Here is a 17,391-nt window from a genome sequence, read left to right on the forward strand (position 1 = left end):
GGATGCGGTCGACGTCCTCGGGCATCGCGACGGCGGACGGCGGGACGGACGGGGCCGTGGACCGGCGGCCGGTGGTGGCTCGGCGCCGCGCGGTTCGGGGAGCGGTACGGCGAAGGGCGGGGGCTCCGACGTGGCCGGCGGGGGCTCCGACGTGACCGGCTCGACCGGTTCCCGCTGCGGCTCGGCGGTGGCGGGCTGCGGCTCCGGCGGCGCCGCCGCCTGCACCGACCCGCCCCAGCGGTCGAGGATGACGTCGGCGGCGGCCACCGCCGTCTCGTGGCGGCCGTGCACGCCGAGCAGGTCGGCGGCGAAGGGGTGGGCCCGGAGGACGTCGCCGAAGGGTTCGTCCGGCCACACCGAGGTGGCCAGGCGGGCGATCAGGTCGTCCCACAGCGGCTCGCCGGTGACCGGCCACGACCGGCCCGGTGACGCGAACGGGGCGAGGCGGGAGACCGCCAGCGCCACGTACCACGGGCCGCCCGAGTACCGGTCGAGCTCGTCGGCCAGCTCGTCCGCCCGGGCCCGCCGCACGTCCGGCGGCAGGGTCGGGAGCTCGGTGGCCCCGATCGAGAAGGGGTACGTCGGCCAGGTCGGCTCGGTCCCCGCCGGCATGGGGGCGACGGCGACCACCGCCTGCCACAGCGGCGGCCACGGCGGGGCGGTCGATCCCGACAGGCCGAACACCTGGGCGACGGCCCACACCCGGTGGCGGTGCTCCTCGTGGACCATGGCGGCCAGGTAGGGGAGGAGGGTGGGCTCGGGCGCGCCGTAGCGCTCGTAGGCGCCGTGGCCGAACAGCAGCGCCCGGAGGTCGACCGAGCCGGCCTCCACGTCAGGTCAGCGCCTCGAAGCGCGCCCGGCGGAACGGGGCGAGGTCGTCGGGCAGGTCCCCGAGCCCGAGCACGACGTACGCATTCACCCGGGTCAGGAGGTAGGCGTGCTCGAGCAGGTCGGCGGCGACCGGCGCCGTCAGCGCGGCCAGCGTCGTCTTCACCCCGGCGTCCGCCCGAGCCCGCCGGGCCCACGCCTGGGGATCGGCCTCGAGTCGTTCCAGGAGGTCGAGCGCCTCCCGGGCCCGCCGCCGCTGGTCGTCGTCCCCGACCTTCGAGAACGCCCGGGGGACGTTGAACGGCGACTGGGCGATGTGGACGAGAGCGCCGTTGAGCCTCCCGTCGGCCCGGAAGCGGTCGACGAGGGCCTGGCGGCGGTGGCTGGTCGACACGTCGTAGAGGATGTCGACGGTGCGGGTGAGGCTCTGCACCTCGGCGGCGACCCGGCTCCCGCGGGCCAGCGGCGACCACGACATCGCCTTGCTGGCGTTGGCCACGAGCAGGACGTCGGCGCGGGGCTGGAGGTCGACGAGTCCGGAGAGGCGCTCGGCGCGGCCGTCGTAGCCCTGCTCCCACTGGTCGGCCATGTTGTCGTAGACGCCGCCGTCGTTGACGACCAGGCGGGGAGGGACACCCGGCGGCTCGTCGCCGCCGACGTGCCACGGACGGGTCATGGCGAACGGCCCGGTCGCCAGATCTCTCGGCACGAACGCCCCCGGCAGGCAGGCCGAGGACTGCACGGCGGTGGACAGCGGGAGCCGGCCCGGCGTCCCCCGCCCGGCGCGGTACGAGTACACCAGGCGGGGGGTGAGGTAGACGTGGTCGCCGGACTGGATCTCGGTGGCGCAGAACACGTGGTGGACGGTCCGGTCGACCTCGGCCAGCAGCGCCGGCCGTCCCTCCCGGGCCAGCAGCGTGCGGCCGAGCGCCTCGTCGACCACCGCGCTGCGTCGCCCGAACACCCGCAGCAGCGCCCACACCAGGAGCGCCGTGACCGCAGCGACGGCAGCCACGGCGGCGGCGAGGGCGGCGCCGCCCGACGAGGTGGTCAGGGCGAGGTAGGCGACGGCCAGCGAGCCCCCGGCCACGACGGCGCCGAGGAGCGCCGCCTGCATGGCTCCCGGCAGCAACGGCGGCGAGGCAGGCTTCCTGCGCAGAGCGGCGGCCCACACGAGGGCGGCCAGCACGGGCCCCGTGAGCAGCCACCACGGCAGCGGCCACCGGCGGCCGGCGCCGACCAGCGCGATAACCAGCGACACGACGGCGCCCACCGCCAGGCCGGCCGACACCAGGAACCGGCGCAGGTAGCCGTTGGTGGCGGGGCCGAAGAAGAACAGGCCGTCGTGGGCCGCCACCCGCATTCCATCCCGGATGGCGTCCTCGACCTCGCCGGGCGCCATGGTGGTGTAGTCGCCGGCGTTGGCCACCACGCCGTTGGCGATGGAGCCCCCGGAGACGGACGCGATGGACACGACCTGGCGGTTGAGCCCTGCGTCGGCCAGCGCCAGCAGCGTGCCCCAGCCCCACACCGTGGCCCGGTGCCCGCCGCCCGAGAGCGCGACGCCCAGGCGGTGCCCCCCCGAGTTCGCCGTCACGTCCCCGTTCATAGGCGACGACGGGCGACATGTCCAGGTGTTCGTGTTCGCCTCCTTTGCCGGGGGTGGCGCCCGGCGCAGCGAGGCCGGTGGTTACGCCTTGACCAGCCGTTCCACCGCCCGCGTCGCCTCGGTGATCATCGTGTCGAGCGCCACTTCGTCGCCGTCGGCCACGGCGTTCCTCACGCAGTGCCGGACGTGCTCGTCGAGCAGGCCGATGGCGACCGCCTGGAGGGCCTTGGTCACCGCGCTCACCTGCGTCAGGACGTCGATGCAGTACGTGTCCTCGTCGATCATGCGCCGGATCCCCCGCACCTGGCCCTCGATCCGACTGAGGCGCTTGGCGTAGTCGTCCTTCTTCATGGTGTAGCCGCGGGTAGAGCTCATCGGGCCTTGAACCTCCGGAGACGCAGGCTGTTGGAAACGACGAAGAAGCTGGAGAACGCCATGGCGGCGCCGGCGATCATCGGGTTGAGCAGGCCGGCGGCGGCGAGCGGGAGGGCGGCCACGTTGTAGGCGAACGCCCAGAACAGGTTGCCCTTGATCGTGGCGAGCGTGCGGCGGGACAGGCGGATGGCGTCGGCCGCCGATCGCAGGTCGCCCCGGACGAGGGTGAGGTCGCTGGCCTCGATGGCGGCGTCGGTGCCGGTGCCCATGGCCAGGCCGAGGTCGGCCTGCGCGAGCGCAGCGGCGTCGTTGACTCCGTCGCCGACCATGGCGACGACCCGGCCCTCGGCCTGAAGGCGGCGCACGACGTCGACCTTCTCCTCGGGGAGCACGTCGGCGATGACCTCGTCGATCCCGACCTCGCCGGCGACGGCACGGGCGGCCCGCTCGTTGTCGCCGGTGAGCAGGACGGGCCGCAGGCCCAGCTGGCGGAGCATGGCGACCGCCTCGGCCGACGTCTCCTTGACCGTGTCGGACACGACGAGAACGGCCGGGGCCTCCCCGTCCCAGGCGACGAGCACCGGCGTACGGCCCTCCGCCTCGGCGGCGTCGCCGGCGGCCCGGAGCTCGTCGGGCACCCCGATGGCGCGGTCGGCCAGGAACCGCCGGCGGCCGGCGACCACGGCGTGGCCGTCCACGACGCCCTCGACGCCGAGTCCCTGCGTGCTGGCGAACGACTCCACCGAGTCGAGCTCCACGCCCCGGGCCCGGGCACCGGCGGCGATGGCCCGGGCGATGGGGTGCTCGCTGGCGTCCTCCAGCGACCCGGCCAGGCGCAGCGCCTCCTCGGTGGTGGTGCCGTCGGAGGTGACCACGTCCACCAGGGCCATGCGGCCGGTGGTTACGGTGCCGGTCTTGTCGAGGACGATGGTGTCGACCCGGCGGGTGCTCTCCAGCACCTCGGGCCCCTTGATGAGGATGCCCAGCTGGGCGCCGCGGCCCGTCCCCACCATGAGGGCGGTGGGCGTGGCCAGCCCGAGGGCGCACGGGCAGGCGATGATGAGCACGGCCACGGCGGCGGTGAAGGCGACGGTGGCGGGGTCGTCGGCAGCGGCCGTGAGCCAGAAGCCGAGGGTGGCGACGGACAGGGCGATCACGATGGGCACGAAGACGGCCGACACCCGGTCGGCCAGGCGCTGCACGGCGGCCTTGCCGGCCTGGGCGTCCTGCACCAGGCGGGCGATGTGCGCCAGCGCCGTGTCGGCGCCGACCCGGGTGGCCCGCACCACCAGGCGGCCGCCGGCGTTGACCGTCCCGCCGGTGACGGAGTCGCCGGGGGCGACCTCCACCGGGAGGCTCTCGCCGGTGAGCAGCGAGGCGTCGATGGCCGACGTGCCCTCCTCCACCTGGCCGTCGGTGGCCACCTTCTCACCGGGACGGACGACGAAGCGGTCGCCCACCAACAGCTGCTCGACGGGGATGCGGGTCTCGACGCCGTCCCGCAGGACGGCCACGTCCTTGGCGCCCAGCTCCAGCAGGGCGCGCAGGGCGGCGCCGGACCGGCGCTTGGCCCGGGCCTCGAAGTAGCGGCCGGCCAGGATGAACAGGGTGACGCCGGCGGCGACCTCGAGGTAGATCTGCCCGGCGCCGTCGCCCCGGTCGGCCGTCCACGAGAACCCGTGGGTCATGCCGATCTCGCCGGCGGTGCCCCACAGCAGGGCGTACAGGGACCACCCGAAGGCGGCCAGCACGCCGACGGAGATGAGCGTGTCCATGGTGGCCGCCGCGTGGCGCAGGTTGACCCAGGCGGCCCGGTGGAACGGCAGCGCCCCCCACGTGACGACGGGGGCGGCGAGGGTCAGCGAGATCCACTGCCACCCGTCGAACTGGAGGGCGGGCACCATGGCCATGGCGATGACGGGCACGGTCAGGACGAGGGAGGTCAGCAGGCGCCGGCGCAGCGGCGCCGTCTCGTCGCCCTCCGCCCCTCGCTCGGCCGTGGTCGCGTCGCTCGCCCCGCCGTCGGCGGCTGCCGGCCGCGCCGGTGGCCGGGGCAGGCGGGCGGTGTAGCCGGCGGCCTCGACCTGGGCGATGAGGTCGTCGGCCGTCACGCCGTCGGGCACGGCGACCCTGGCCTGCTCGGTCGCGTAGTTGACGGTGGCGGTGACGCCGTCCAGCTTGTTGAGCCGCTTCTCGATGCGGGCGGCGCACGACGCGCACGTCATCCCGCCGATGAGGAGGTCGACGCTGGTGGCCGGCGCGGAGGTGGTGGTGTCGGTCTCGGTGGTCACGGGCTGCCTGCCTGGGCGACGAAGCGGGCGGTGCGGACGGTGCCGTCGACGAGGAAGTCGAAGAACAGCGCGTAGGTGCCCGGGGAGGGGACCTCCACGGCGAAGGCGACGGGCCCGTTCGGCTCGTCGTCGAGCGGGTGGACGTGCAGGTAGGCGAGGTCGCCGTCGCGCAGGGCCACCAGATGGCCGGCGGCTCCCAGGTAGGGCTCGGTCGTGACGACCCGGCCGTCGCGGCGGACGGCGACCGTGACGCCGGCCTCCTCGCCGGCGGCGACGTCGCCCTCGAGCGTGACCTCGTAGCCGTCGACCACGTCGGTGCGGCTGGCTGCGAGCCCCGGCGGCGCCGCGATCGGCCCGGGGCCCGGTGCGACGAGGTCGACGCCGAGCGTGAGCTGGCCGGCACCGGAGGGCCGGAAGTCGGCGAAGGCGCGGTAGGGGCCGGGGACCAGCGCCGGCAGGTCGACGGCCCAGCGGCCGGCGGCGTCGCGCCCGGGGTGGAGGTGGGCGAAGCGGGTGAGGTCCCGCGAGGCGACGATCAGGTGCAGCTCGCGGTCGTGGAGCCGGTCGTACGACTCGACGGGCTCACCGTCGGGGCCGACGACCTCGAAGGCGAACTCGCCGTGGTCGGCCAGCCGGTCCTCGGGGACCAGCGTGTACCCGTCCTGCGACACCATCAGTCCCCCGGCGGCCAGCTCGCCGCCCAGGACGGCGTCGGGGTCCTCGGCGTGGCGGCTCGAGGCATGGGAGTCGCCGGCGTCGCCGGAGATGCCGATGGGGCCGGCCGCGGTGCCGAGGGCCGCCCCGCCGCCGAGCACGGCGACGAGCAGCAAAGTGTAGGCACCCAGCTTGGCCCCGGGGTTCACGGCGCGACCTCGTACCCGGCCTCGTCGACGGCGGCGGCGAAGGCGGTGTCGTCCACCGGGACCTCGGACTCCACCGTCACGCGGCCGGACGCCAGGTCGACGTCGACCCTCGTCACGCCCTCGATCCTGCCGACCTCCTCGGTCACGGAGCGCACGCAGTGCCCGCAGGTCATGCCGGTGACGGTGTAGGTGCTGGTCGTGCTCATGGAGGACCGTTCCTTTCGTGCATCTACCCGGGTGGGGTATCTGCATCATACCCATCAGGGGTATGGAGCGCAACCTGCGTCTTCTGCGATGAGGGCGGGCGCGCCCGCCCGCTGTTCACTTCGCGATCGCGCGCCACCCCTCTGACGCGCGATCGCGCATCGGCGGGCCCAGCCGAGCCGAGTGGCGCCGGCTGCTACGTGTCGTAGGCGTAGAAGCCGCGGCCGCTCTTGCGACCGAGGAGGCCTCCGACGACCATCCTGGCCAGCAGCGGCGGGGGTGCGTACAGCGGCTCCTTGAACTCGTCGTAGAGCGACTGGGCGGCGGCCATGGTCGTGTCGAGACCGATGAAGTCGGCCAGCGCCAGCGGTCCCATCGGGTGGTTGCAGCCGAGGACCATGCCCGCGTCGATGTCCTCGGCGGTGGCGAACCCCGACTCGAGCATGCGGATGGCCGAGACGATGTAGGGGATCAGCAGGGCGTTGACGATGAAGCCCGACCGGTCCTTGCACCGGATCACCCGCTTGTCCAGCACCTGCTCGGCAAACGCCTCCGCCCGGTCCGCCACGGCCGGATCGGAGAGGAGCGACGACACCAGCTCCACCAGCTTGAGCACCGGGACGGGGCTGAAGAAGTGCAGACCGATCACCGACTCGGGGCGGTCGGTCGCCGTGGCCAGCTTCATGATGGGGATGGACGACGTGTTCGAGGCCAGGATCGCCCCGTCGGCCATCACCTTGTCGAGGGCTGCGAAGACCTCGAGCTTCAGCGCCTCCGACTCGGGGACGGCCTCGACGACGAGGTCCCGATCGGCCATGTCACCGAGGTCGGTGGTGAACCGCAGGCGGGACATCGCCGACTCGGCGTCGGCGTCGGACAGCTTCCCGTGCCGCCGGGCCTTCTCCAGGGAGCCCTCGATGCGGACGCGGCCCGCCGCGACCGACTCGTCGTCGATCTCGCGCACGACGACGTCCACACCGGCCTTGGCGCACACCTCGGCGATGCCCGAGCCCATGAGGCCGCACCCGACGACGCCGACGCGCTCCAAGGCCGGTCCCGGAGCGGCGTCGCTCATGCGCGCAGGGGCTCGACGGCGTTCGGGTCGAGCCCGTATCCGGCGATGGCGTCGGCGACCTCCTCCGGCTTGCCTTCCCGGATGTGGGCCAGCTCGGCGAGCACGGTGGTGACGATGTGGGCGGCGTCGGTCTCGAAGTGGCGGCGCAGGGCATCACGCGAGTCCGAGCGCCCGTAGCCGTCGGTGCCGAGGGACGTGAAGCTGCCCGGCACCCACCGGGCGATCTGGTCGGGAACGGCGTGCATGAAATCGGTCACGGCCACGCACGGCCCCTCGCTGTCCATCAGGGCGGCCGTGACGTACGGCACGCGCTCGACCTCGCCCGGGTGCAGGCGGTTCCAGCGGACGGCCGACAGGGCGTCCTCCCGGAGCTCCTTGTACGACGTGACGCTCCACAGCTCGGCCCCCACACCGTGGTCCTCGGCCAGCAGGCGCTGGGCCTCGCGGGCGGCGACGGAGGCGGTCCCGCTGAAGAGGATCGTGGCCCGCCGGTCGGGGCCCTCGGGGGCGGGAGCGAAGCGGTACAGGCCGCGCACGATCCCGTCCTCGACGCCCTCCGGCATGGCCGGCATCTCGTAGTTCTCGTTGTAGAGGGTGAGGTAGTAGAAGACGTCCTCCGGGTTCTCGCCGTACATGCGGGCCATGCCGCTGCGCACGATGGCCGCCACCTCGTAGGCGAAGGCGGGGTCGTAGGCGACGACGTTGGGGACGGTGGACGCCAGGACGAGGCTGTGGCCGTCCTGGTGCTGGAGGCCCTCACCGCTGAGCGTGGTGCGGCCCGCCGTGGCGCCCAGCAGGAAGCCGCGGCCGCGCAGGTCACCGAACGACCAGATCATGTCGCCCACCCGCTGGAACCCGAACATCGAATAGAAGATGTAGAAGGGCACCATGGGTTCGCCCCACGTGGCGTAGCTGCTGCCGGCAGCGGCGAACGACGCCATGGCGCCGGCCTCGGTGATCCCCTCCTCGAGGATCTGGCCGTCGGTGGCCTCGCGGTACGACAGCTGCATGGCCGAGTCGACCGGGTCGTAGCGCTGGCCGGCGTGGGCGTAGATCTTCACCTCGCCGAACAGGGGGTCGAGGCCGAAGGTGCGGGCCTCGTCGGGGACGATGGGGACGACCCGCTTCCCGATGGTCCGGTCGCGCAGGAGCGACCGCAGCAGCGTCGCGAACGCCATGGTCGTCGACACCGACCGCCCGGCGGAGCCGGCGAACAGGTCCTCGAACACCTTGGCCTCGGGCTGGTCCAGCGGGCCGGAGCGGACGACCCGCCGGGGAACGTGGCCGCCGAGCGCCTGCCGCCGCTCGTGCAGGTAGCACTCCTCGGGCGAGCCGGCGGGCAGGCGGACGTACGGGGGCGTGCCGCCTTCCAGCGCCTCGTCGGGGATGAGGTCGCGGAGGTTCAGGCGGTCTCGCAACTCGGCCAGCTCGTCCTTCGGGAGCTTCTTGATCTGGTGCGCGGCGTTGCGCGACTCGATCTTGGCACCCAGCCGCATGCCCTTGAGCGTCTTCGCCAGCACCACCGTGGGCGAACCCTCGTGCGCCACGGCCGCCGAGTAGGCGGCGTGCAGCTTGCGCCGGTCGTGACCGCCGCGGGGGAGGGTGAAGATGGGGTCGTCGTCGGCGACGCCCTCGACCAGCCGGGCGAGCCTCGGGTCGGACCCGAAGAAGTGCTCGCGCACGTAGGACGGGCCTTCGACGGCGTACTTCTGGAACTCGCCGTCGAGGGTGGCGTTGAGCTTGTCGACAAGGACGCCGTCGACATCGTTCCTGAGCAGCTCGTCCCAGCGCGAAGACCAGACCACCTTGAGGACGTTCCACCCGGCGCCCCGGAACACCGACTCCAGCTCCTGGACGATCTTGGCGTTGCCGCGCACCGGGCCGTCCAGTCGCTGGAGGTTGCAGTTCACCACGAAGATGAGGTTGTCGAGGCGCTCGCGAGCGGCGATCGACAGCGCACCCAGTGTCTCCGGCTCGTCGCACTCGCCGTCACCGATGAAGCACCACACGTGGGAACCGGCGGTGTCGACGATGCCGCGCTGGGCCAGGTAGCGGTTGAACCGCGCCTGGTAGATGGCGTTGATCGGACCGAGGCCCATCGACACCGTCGGGAACTCCCAGAACTCGGGCATGAGCCGGGGGTGGGGGTAGCTCGACAGGCCGCGGCCGCCCAGCTCGCGCCGGAAGCCGTCGACCTGTTCCTCCTCGAGGCGGCCCTCGAGGAACGCCCGCGCGTAGATGGCGGGTGTGGCGTGCCCCTGGAAGTAGACCTGGTCGCCGGCACTGCCGTCCTTGCCCCGGAAGAAGTGGTTGAACCCCATCTCGTACAGGCAGGTGGCCGAGGCGGGCGTCGACAGGTGGCCCCCGATGCCGTCCGAGCGGGCGTTGGCCCGGGTCACCATGATCGCCGCGTTCCAGCGCACCAGCGCCTCGATGCGGCGCTCCAGGGCGATGTCGGACGGGCACTCCGGCTCTTCGGCGGGCGGGATGGTGTTGAGGTACGGCGTGCAGACGGGAGCCGGGAGGCCGACGTCGCGCTGCGCTGCCGAGTGCATCAGCCGGGCGAGCAGGAGCCGGGCGGCGCCGCGGCCCTGGGCCTCGATGACCGCGTCGAGGGAGTCGACCCACTCCTCGGTGAGCGTCGCGTCGCGGTCGGGCAGCTGGGCGGCGAACCGTGCCGGGCTCAAGTGGACACCTCGAACAGTGCGGCCGCTCCCTGGCCGCCTCCGCCGCACAGGGCGGCGGCGCCGAGCCCGCCGCCGCGGCGGCGCAGCTCGTCGACCAGGGTGACCACCAGCCGGGCCCCCGACATCCCGATCGGGTGACCGAGGGCGATGGCACCGCCGTTGACGTTCACCTGGCCGGTGTCGATGCCCAGGTCCTCGACGGTGGCGATGCACACGGCGGCGAACGCCTCGTTGATCTCGAACAGGTCGATGTCGGCCACGCTCCGGCCGGCGCGCTCGAGGGCGCGCGTGATGGCGCGGGACGGCTGCGTGAGCAGCGACGGATCGGGGCCGGCGACCAGGGCCGACGCCACCAGCTCGGCGTGGGGCGTCAGCCCCAGCTCCTCCGCCTTGGCCCGGCTCGTCACCACGACCGCCGCCGCGCCGTCGGAGATCTGCGACGCGTTGCCGGCGGTGATGGTGCCCTCGGCCGCGAACGCCGGCTTCAGCTTCGCCAGGGACTCGACGCTGGTGTCCGGCCGGATGCCCTCGTCGGCGTCGACCACCAGGGGCTCGCCGCGCTGGGGGACGGCGACGGGCACGATCTCGTCGGAGAAGCGGCCCTCCTTGGCGGCCACCGCGGCCCGGTGGTGGCTCGCGGCGGCGAGCTCGTCCTGGGCCTGCCGGGAGATGGACGCACCCTTGGCGTACGCCTCCGTGCCGGCGCCCATGTGGACGTCGTCGAACGCGCACCACAGCCCGTCGTGGACGAGGGAGTCCACCGCGGTGGCGTCGCCGAGGCGGAAGCCGGCCCGCGCGTCGGGAAGCAGGTGGGGCGCCCTGGTCATCGACTCCATGCCGCCGGCGATGACGACCGCGGCCTCGCCGGACCGGATGAGCCGGTCGGCCTCGGCGATGGCGTGGAGGCCGGAGAGGCACACGTTGTTCACCGTGACCGCGGGGACCTCCATGGGGAGCCCCCCGGCGATGGCGGCCTGGCGGGCGGGGTTCTGGCCCGCACCGGCCTGGAGGACCTGTCCCATCACCACGGCGTCGACCTGGTCGGCGGCGATGCCGGCCCGTTCGAGGGCGGCGGCGATCGCCCTGCCCCCGAGGTCGGTGGCGGGCAGGCGGGAGAAGCAGCCGCTCAGCTTGCCGATGGGCGTGCGAGCGGACGCGACGAGTACGGATCCGGGCATCTTGGAGTCCTCCTGACTCAGCGGGACGGGTAGGGATAGAAGCCCTGGCCGGTCTTGCGGCCGAGCCGGCCGGCCGAGACCATCCGCTTGAGCAGCGGGGCGGGAGCCGAGCAGCCGTCGGTGCGCTCGGCGTCCAGGGCGTTGAGGATCGAGACGCTGGTGTCCAGGCCGATCAGGTCGAGCAGGGCGAGCGGGCCCATGGGGAACCCGCAGCCGCCGCACATGGCGGCGTCGATGTCCTCCTTGGAGGCGGTCCCCGCCTCCAGCATCCGCACCGCCGAATTGAGGTACGGGAAGAGGAGGGCGTTGACCACGAACCCGGCGCTGTCCTTGACGGTCACCGGCTGCTTGCCGATGTCCTCGGCGAAGCTGCGAGCCGTCTCCACCGTCGCCTCGGACGTCGTCAGGGCAGGGACGACCTCGACGAGCGGCATCTTGGGCGCCGGGTTGAAGAAGTGGAGGCCGACGACGCGGTCGGGGCGCCCGGTCACCATGGCGACGTCCACCACGGGCAGGGTGGACGTGTTGGTGGCGAGGATGGTGTCGTCGCCGCAGATGCGGTCGAGCTTCTCGAACAGGTCCTTCTTCACGTCGAGGTCCTCGACCACCGACTCCACGACGATTTGGCAGCGGTCGAGCTCCTGGAGGTCGGACGTGGTGGTGACCCGGGCCAGCGCCCCGTCGCGGTCCTCGGCCGAGAGCCGGCCCTTGTCCACCTGGCCCGACAGCGACTTGTCGAGCTTCTTCATGGCCTTCTGGGCGTTCGCCTTCGACCGGCTGCGCAAGATCACCTCGCGCCCGGAGAGCGCGACCACCTCGGCGATGCCGGAGGCCATGAGCCCCGACCCCGCGATCCCGACCGTCTTGATGGCTGTGGCGCTCATGCGAGTCTCCTTGTGCGAGAGAGGGTCATCCGTGGACGTAGGTGCCAGGCGCCTCGCCCAGCACGGGGTGCTTCCTGCTGCCCGCTCCGGAGGGCGGCGGCCGCCGCGGGCCGGAGCGGGCCTCGATCCAGTCCGCCCAGTGCTCCCACCACGAGCCCGGGTGCTCCTCGGCCCGTTCCCGCCATTCCTCCGGGCCGGCGGGCAGCGGCTCCGCCTCGTTGGTCCAGTGCCTGCGCTTCGGGCCGGGCGGGTTGACGATGCCGGCGATGTGGCCGGCCGAGCTGAGGACGAAGCGCACGTCGCCGCCCAGCAGCCGGGTGGTGGCGTACGACGAGCGCCACGGCGTGATGTGGTCGTTCTCGGCGGCGAGGACGTAGGCGGGGGCCTTCACGGCTTCGGTGCGCAGCGGCCGGCCCGCCAGCTCCAGCCTGCCCCGGGCCAGGCGGTTCTCCAGGTAGAAGCTGCGCAGGTACTGCGAGTGGGTCGCCTCGGGGACGCGGGTGGCGTCGGCGTTCCAGGCGAGGATGTCGAACGCCGGCGGGGTCTCGCCCCGCAGCCAGTTGGCGCCGACGTAGTTCCACACCAGGTCGTTCGAGCGCAGGGCGTCGAACGTGCGAGCCATGTCCCGCGCCTCGAGGTAGCCGGCGGCGGCCATGCGCTCCTCCACCCGCGCGACGGCCTCGGCGTCGGTGTAGGCGGCCAGGGGACCGGGCTCCGAGAAGTCGACCAGGGTGTTGAGGAGGGTGATCGAGCGGAGGCGCTGGTCGCTCCCGCCCGAGCCGGCCGCCCGCCAGGCGGCGAGCATGACGGCGAGCGTCCCGCCCACGCACAGGCCCACCACGTTGGCCCGGGTCGAGCCGGTGATCTCGCACACCGCGTCGAGGGCGGTGTCCAGGCCGCGCAGGTAGTCGTCGAGGCGCACGCCGCGCATTGACTCGTCGGGGTTGCGGTAGCTCAGGGCGAAGGTCGTGTGCCCGTGCGACACCGCCCACTCGGCGAAGCTCTTCCCCGGGGCCAGGTCCATGATGTAGTACCGGTTGATCCACGGGGGGCTCAGCAGCAGGGGCGTCTCGTGGACCGTCTCCGTCTGCGGGTGGTACTGGAGCAGCTCGAACAGGTCCGTCCGGAGGACGACGCTGCCCGGCGTGCAGCCGAGGTTGCGGCCCACCTCGAACGCCGAGCCGTCGACCTGGCGGGGGCGGCCCCCGTTCTCCGCCAGGTCCTCCAGGAGGTTGGCGAGGCCCTCGAGCACGCTTCCCCCGCGCGTCTCCACCGCCCGGCGCAGGGCCGCCGGGTTGCCGCCCAGGAAGTTGGTGGGGGCGAGGGCATCGGCGACCAGGCCCAGCGCGGCATCCGCCTTCAAGGAGCCCGCCTCGTCCAGCTCGGCGGCGTCGGCCAGGTCGCGCAGCCACCGGGCCCACGCCAGGTAGGCCTGGCGCTGGGCGAGGAACCACGGGCTCTCCTCCCACAGGGGGTCGGAGAACCGGCGGTCGCCGCCGGCCGGCGCGAGGCTCGGCTCACCGTCCCAGCCGAACGCCCGCGCCGCGATCTCGGCCCCCGCCACGGCGAGGTTGCCTCCCAGGCGGACACCGGCCCCGAGGGCCCGAGCCGGGTGGCGGACGAGCCCCGACGCCAGCCGCCCCAGCGCCGGCGCGAGGGCGGCAGGGTCGACGAGCGGGCTGAACGGGGCCGGCTCGGCCGGCGCCACCGCCTTCTCGGAGGTCGTCGCGCTCACGGCGCGCCTCCACCGGGGGCGTGCTCGTAGTAGCGGAAGAGGATGTCGGCGACGCAGCCGGGCTTGCGTTGCCCCTCGACCTCGTAGGTGAGGCGGAACGTCACCTGCACGCCACCGGGGACCGGCATCACGGCGGGAAGCTCGATCCGGGCCCGGATCCTGGACCCGACCGGTACGGGCGAGGGGTAGCGGACGCGGTCGGACCCGTAGTTGAGGATCATCCCCGCCCCCTCGACCCGCACCACCTCGTAGAGGAACTCCGTCGACAGGGCCAGGGTGAAGTACCCGTGGGCGATGGTGGTCCCGAACGGGCCGGCGGCCGCACGCTCGGGGTCGACGTGGATCCACTGCTCGTCGCCGGTGAGCCGGGCGAAGGCCGTCACGTCGTCCTGGGTGATGGTGCGCCACGAGCTGTGGCCCAGGATGCTTCCGGCCCGCTCGGCGAGGTCCGACATCTGCACGACGGTGGGAGCGACGGCGGGCGAGGTCATCGGTGGTCGGCCGGCCGCAACGGGAGCAGGTGCATGGCAACGTCCTCCAACTGGACGGGGACCCGGGTCGTGCGCCCCGGAGGGCGGTCCGGGCGAGCGGCGCCCGGTGGGAATCGTCCCCTCTTGGTGTTGCGTTCCGATGATCCGGTGGCGAAGCGCAGGTGACCGGCTTCTGACGCTTTGGTGGCGGTTCGTCCCGCCTCGGCCACCCCGTGACTCCTGCTCACAGGTCCGTCTGACGTCCCTACCCCGTGACCGCCTCACGAAACCCGGTTTGCCGGGTTTTCGGTACGCAGGTGCGTGGTATAGTTAACGCTGACCCAGATCGGAAAGGGGGGCGTCCCATGCCCACCGCAGTGGAGACCACCACCACCATCCAGGACCAGCTGTTCCAGAGCATCCAGACCGGCCAGCGCGCCGTCGTCGAGAGCGTACGGCAGTGGTCGGAGACCGTCGAGCTCATCGCCTCCCGCCTGCCCGAGCTGGCGTTCTCGGAGCCGATGAAGCCGAGCCAGGTGTTCGAGGCCGGCATCGGGTTCACCGAGCGCCTCGTGTCCGCCCAGCGTGACTTCACCTCGCAGCTCCTCGAAGCGGCGCTGCCGGCCACCCGCGCGCCGCAGGCGGCCACCCAGAACACGGCCACCCAGAACACGGCCAGGCAGCAGCCCGCCGGCGGCTCCCCCACCGGGCCCGGCGCCCAGCCGAGCAAGCCCGGCCCAGCCAAGTAGTCGCCGCCGCGCCCGGGGGCTCCCGAGCCCCCGGGCGTGCGGCAAGATGGCCCGCGTGACCGTACGAGACGGCGGATGAGCGACGATCCCTGGGAGCCACAGGTCGAGGCCCTCGGCGCCTTCCTGCGGTCGCAGCGCCGCCTGGCCAACCTCTCGCTGCGCCAGATGGCGGAGCGGACGAAGGTCTCGAACGCCTACCTGAGCCAGATCGAACGCGGCCTGCACGTGCCCTCGATGCGCGTTCTGCAGTCGATCGCCCGGGCCCTCGACCTGTCGGCCGACGCCATGCTCGCCCACGCCGGCCTCCTGGCCGATCCGCCGGCGGGCGACGACGCCAGCAGCCTCGCTACCACGGAGGCCGCCATCCGGGCCGACCCCGAGCTCACCGAGGACCAGAAGGGAGCGCTGCTTTCTGTCTACCGGAGCTACCTCGCCGACAACCGGAGAGCCGGAGGCGACTGACACCGCGGGCGCGGTCACCGATGCCGTCGACGCCGGCCGCATCGCCACCGAGCGCCTCGGGCCCGAGTCGAAGCTGTTGGCCGGGGTCGACGCCGGTCCCTTGGCCGACGGCCTCGGCTTCGCCCGCAGCCTGGGCGACGTCGTCAACGCGCTGGCGCGGCGGCCCGCGTCCCTCGTGGCGCCGACCGTCGGCCTGGCGGGCGCGCTGGCGACCGGTGGCCTCGCCACCGCCGCCCGGATGTGGGGCGTCCCGGTGTCGAGTGCCCTCGACGGCACCGACCGACGCTTCGCCCATCCCGCCTGGGACGCCAGCCCCTGGTACTTCGGGATGCGGGAGTGGTACCTGGCGTGGGCCCGTCACCTCCACGACCTGGTGGACGCCGCCGACGTCGACCCGGTCACCGCCGCCAAGGCGCGCTTCGCCACCGGGCTGTTCACCGACGCCGTCGCTCCGACCAACGTGCTGTGGGGGAACCCCGCCGCGCTCCAACGCGCCGTGGAGTCACGGGGCGTGTCGGTGCTGGCCGGCATGCGCAACTTCCTCGCCGACGTCGCCACGAACAACGGCAAGCCCCGGCAGGTCGACGAGACGCCGTTCCGGTTGGGCGAGAACCTCGCCGCCTCACCGGGCGAGGTGGTGTTCCGCAACGATCTGATGGAGCTGATCCAGTACCGGCCGCAGACCGAGACGGTCCACGAGGTGCCGCTCCTGCTCAGCCCGCCGTGGATCAACAAGTACTACATCATGGACCTGGCGCCGGGCCGCAGCTTCGTCGAGTGGGCGGTCCGGCACGGGCACACCGTCTTCGCCATCAGCTACCGCAACCCGGACGAGGAGCACCGCGACGTCGCCCTCGACGACTACCTCCTGAGCGGCCCGTACGACGCGCTGCGCATCATCGAGGAGATCACCGGCTCGAAGGAGGTGAACGTGGTGGGCCTGTGCCTCGGCGGCACGCTCACCGTGATGCTGCTGGCCCACCTCGCCGCCAACGACCACGACCGGGTCCGCTCGGCGACCCTGCTCAACACCATGGTCGACTTCCGCGAGCCGGGGCCCATGGGGATCTTCCTCGACCGCGCCGCCGTGGAGCGCCTGAACCGGCGCATGGTGGAACGGGGTTACCTGGAGTCCACCGAGATGTCGACGATGTTCGACCTGCTGCGCGCCCAGGACCTGGTCTGGAACTACGTGGTCACGGGGTGGCTGATGGGCGAGAAGCCTCCGGCGTTCGACATCCTCGCCTGGAACGCCGACGGGACCCGCATGCCGGCCGACATGCACTCGTTCTACCTGCGGTGCTGCTACGTCGAGAACCAGCTGGCCCGCGGCGAGATGACCCTTGCCGGCACCCGGCTCGACCTCGGCGCCATCGACGAGGACGTCTACGTCCTGTCCGCCCGCGAGGACCACATCGCCCCGTGGCGCTCGTCGTACGCGACGACGCAGCTGCTGGGCGGGGCCGCCCGCTTCGTGCTCACGTCGTCGGGCCACGTGGCCGGCATCGTCAACCCGCCGGGCGGCCGGCGCGTCCACTGGACGAACGACGAGCTGCCCGCCGACCCCGACCAGTGGCTCGCCGGCGCCACCGAGCACCAGGGGACGTGGTGGGAGGACTGGGCCGCCTGGATCGCCGAGCGGTCCGGGCCCCGCCGCCCGCCGCCGCCGATGGGCAGCGCTGCGCACCCGCCGCTCGGCCCGGCACCCGGTACCTACGTGCACCAGCGGTAGGCGCCTGCCGCCCTACCACCGGTCGCGCAAGGTCCCGGTGGCGGGAGTCGTCGAGCAGTCGTCGTCGGCGAAGCGCAGAGGGTTGGTGCCGCCCCGCCCCGGTCACATCCGAGGCGGTGGTCCCCGGTGGCGGGCCCGGTTGTGGAACCCGCAGGCCGGGCGGCCGTTGGCGGCCACCGTGCGCCCGCCGGCCGACCACGGCTCCACGTGGTCGACCTGGCAGCGCCCGGCCGGCTCGTCGCAGGTGGG

Annotated in this window: 15 protein-coding genes; 3 read left to right on the forward strand and 12 right to left on the reverse strand. The window is 73.3% G+C overall.

The window, feature by feature from the left end:
* The 12 genes from VM242_06885 to VM242_06940 all read right to left on the reverse strand — a co-directional run.
* Positions 1 to 831 (reverse strand): hypothetical protein (locus VM242_06885; protein ID HVM04876.1); only part of this gene is annotated, 831 nt, incomplete at its 3' end.
* Position 832: 1 nt separating this feature from the next.
* Positions 833 to 2,425, reverse strand: coding sequence for a hypothetical protein (locus tag VM242_06890; GenBank protein ID HVM04877.1), 1,593 nt, complete (start codon positions 2,423 to 2,425; stop codon positions 833 to 835).
* 93 nt (positions 2,426 to 2,518) lie between these two features.
* Entirely contained in the window at positions 2,519 to 2,812 is a 294-nt protein-coding gene (locus tag VM242_06895) for a metal-sensitive transcriptional regulator (GenBank protein HVM04878.1), read from the reverse strand.
* A complete protein-coding gene (locus VM242_06900) occupies positions 2,809 to 5,103 on the reverse strand; it encodes a heavy metal translocating P-type ATPase (GenBank protein HVM04879.1) in 2,295 nt (764 codons plus the stop codon). Before VM242_06900 ends, VM242_06895 begins: the two co-directional genes overlap by 4 nt.
* Positions 5,100 to 5,966, reverse strand: a complete 867-nt coding sequence (locus VM242_06905; GenBank protein ID HVM04880.1) for a hypothetical protein — start codon at positions 5,964 to 5,966, stop codon at positions 5,100 to 5,102. The genes VM242_06900 and VM242_06905 overlap by 4 nt, the downstream gene beginning before the upstream one ends.
* Positions 5,963 to 6,172 carry a copper ion binding protein gene (locus tag VM242_06910; protein HVM04881.1) on the reverse strand — a complete coding sequence of 70 codons (210 nt, stop codon included), beginning with the start codon at positions 6,170 to 6,172 and terminating at the stop codon, positions 5,963 to 5,965. The genes VM242_06905 and VM242_06910 overlap by 4 nt, the downstream gene beginning before the upstream one ends.
* A gap of 194 nt (positions 6,173 to 6,366) precedes the next feature.
* Positions 6,367 to 7,245, reverse strand: coding sequence for a 3-hydroxybutyryl-CoA dehydrogenase (locus tag VM242_06915; protein ID HVM04882.1), 879 nt, complete (start codon positions 7,243 to 7,245; stop codon positions 6,367 to 6,369).
* Positions 7,242 to 9,905 carry a pyruvate dehydrogenase (acetyl-transferring), homodimeric type gene (gene aceE, locus VM242_06920; protein HVM04883.1) on the reverse strand — a complete coding sequence of 888 codons (2,664 nt, stop codon included), beginning with the start codon at positions 9,903 to 9,905 and terminating at the stop codon, positions 7,242 to 7,244. The genes VM242_06915 and aceE overlap by 4 nt, the downstream gene beginning before the upstream one ends.
* A gap of 23 nt (positions 9,906 to 9,928) precedes the next feature.
* Positions 9,929 to 11,110 carry an acetyl-CoA C-acetyltransferase gene (locus VM242_06925; GenBank protein ID HVM04884.1) on the reverse strand — a complete coding sequence of 394 codons (1,182 nt, stop codon included), beginning with the start codon at positions 11,108 to 11,110 and terminating at the stop codon, positions 9,929 to 9,931.
* 17 nt (positions 11,111 to 11,127) lie between these two features.
* Positions 11,128 to 11,994 carry a 3-hydroxybutyryl-CoA dehydrogenase gene (locus tag VM242_06930; GenBank protein HVM04885.1) on the reverse strand — a complete coding sequence of 289 codons (867 nt, stop codon included), beginning with the start codon at positions 11,992 to 11,994 and terminating at the stop codon, positions 11,128 to 11,130.
* Positions 11,995 to 12,019: 25 nt separating this feature from the next.
* Entirely contained in the window at positions 12,020 to 13,729 is a 1,710-nt protein-coding gene (locus VM242_06935; protein HVM04886.1) for an alpha/beta fold hydrolase, read from the reverse strand.
* Positions 13,726 to 14,220 carry a MaoC family dehydratase gene (locus VM242_06940; protein ID HVM04887.1) on the reverse strand — a complete coding sequence of 165 codons (495 nt, stop codon included), beginning with the start codon at positions 14,218 to 14,220 and terminating at the stop codon, positions 13,726 to 13,728. The genes VM242_06935 and VM242_06940 overlap by 4 nt, the downstream gene beginning before the upstream one ends.
* Before the next feature lie 344 nt (positions 14,221 to 14,564).
* On the opposite strand from VM242_06940, the gene VM242_06945 reads away from it, so the two are divergent.
* The 3 genes from VM242_06945 (at position 14,565) to VM242_06955 (ending at position 17,142) form a co-directional block, all read left to right on the forward strand.
* Entirely contained in the window at positions 14,565 to 14,948 is a 384-nt protein-coding gene (locus VM242_06945; GenBank protein HVM04888.1) for a hypothetical protein, read from the forward strand.
* A 75-nt stretch (positions 14,949 to 15,023) separates the two neighbouring features.
* A complete protein-coding gene (locus tag VM242_06950; protein ID HVM04889.1) occupies positions 15,024 to 15,410 on the forward strand; it encodes a helix-turn-helix transcriptional regulator in 387 nt (128 codons plus the stop codon).
* A gap of 100 nt (positions 15,411 to 15,510) precedes the next feature.
* Positions 15,511 to 17,142 carry an alpha/beta fold hydrolase gene (locus tag VM242_06955; GenBank protein HVM04890.1) on the forward strand — a complete coding sequence of 544 codons (1,632 nt, stop codon included), beginning with the start codon at positions 15,511 to 15,513 and terminating at the stop codon, positions 17,140 to 17,142.
* The last annotated feature ends 249 nt before the right edge of the window (positions 17,143 to 17,391 follow it).

It is taken from the genome of Acidimicrobiales bacterium (genome assembly GCA_035540975.1).
GTDB lineage: Bacteria > Actinomycetota > Acidimicrobiia > Acidimicrobiales.

Excerpts from the sequence above, each read along its gene's own strand:
- VM242_06895 (HVM04878.1), bottom strand. The coding sequence starts at position 2,812 with ATGAGCTCTACCCGCGGCTACACCATGAAGAAGGACGACTACGCCAAG.
- VM242_06910 (HVM04881.1), bottom strand. The coding sequence starts at position 6,172 with ATGAGCACGACCAGCACCTACACCGTCACCGGCATGACCTGCGGGCAC.
- VM242_06915 (HVM04882.1), bottom strand. The coding sequence starts at position 7,245 with ATGAGCGACGCCGCTCCGGGACCGGCCTTGGAGCGCGTCGGCGTCGTC.
- VM242_06925 (HVM04884.1), bottom strand. The coding sequence starts at position 11,110 with ATGCCCGGATCCGTACTCGTCGCGTCCGCTCGCACGCCCATCGGCAAG.
- VM242_06930 (HVM04885.1), bottom strand. The coding sequence starts at position 11,994 with ATGAGCGCCACAGCCATCAAGACGGTCGGGATCGCGGGGTCGGGGCTC.
- VM242_06940 (HVM04887.1), bottom strand. The coding sequence starts at position 14,220 with ATGACCTCGCCCGCCGTCGCTCCCACCGTCGTGCAGATGTCGGACCTC.
- VM242_06945 (HVM04888.1), top strand. The coding sequence starts at position 14,565 with ATGCCCACCGCAGTGGAGACCACCACCACCATCCAGGACCAGCTGTTC.
- VM242_06950 (HVM04889.1), top strand. The coding sequence starts at position 15,024 with ATGAGCGACGATCCCTGGGAGCCACAGGTCGAGGCCCTCGGCGCCTTC.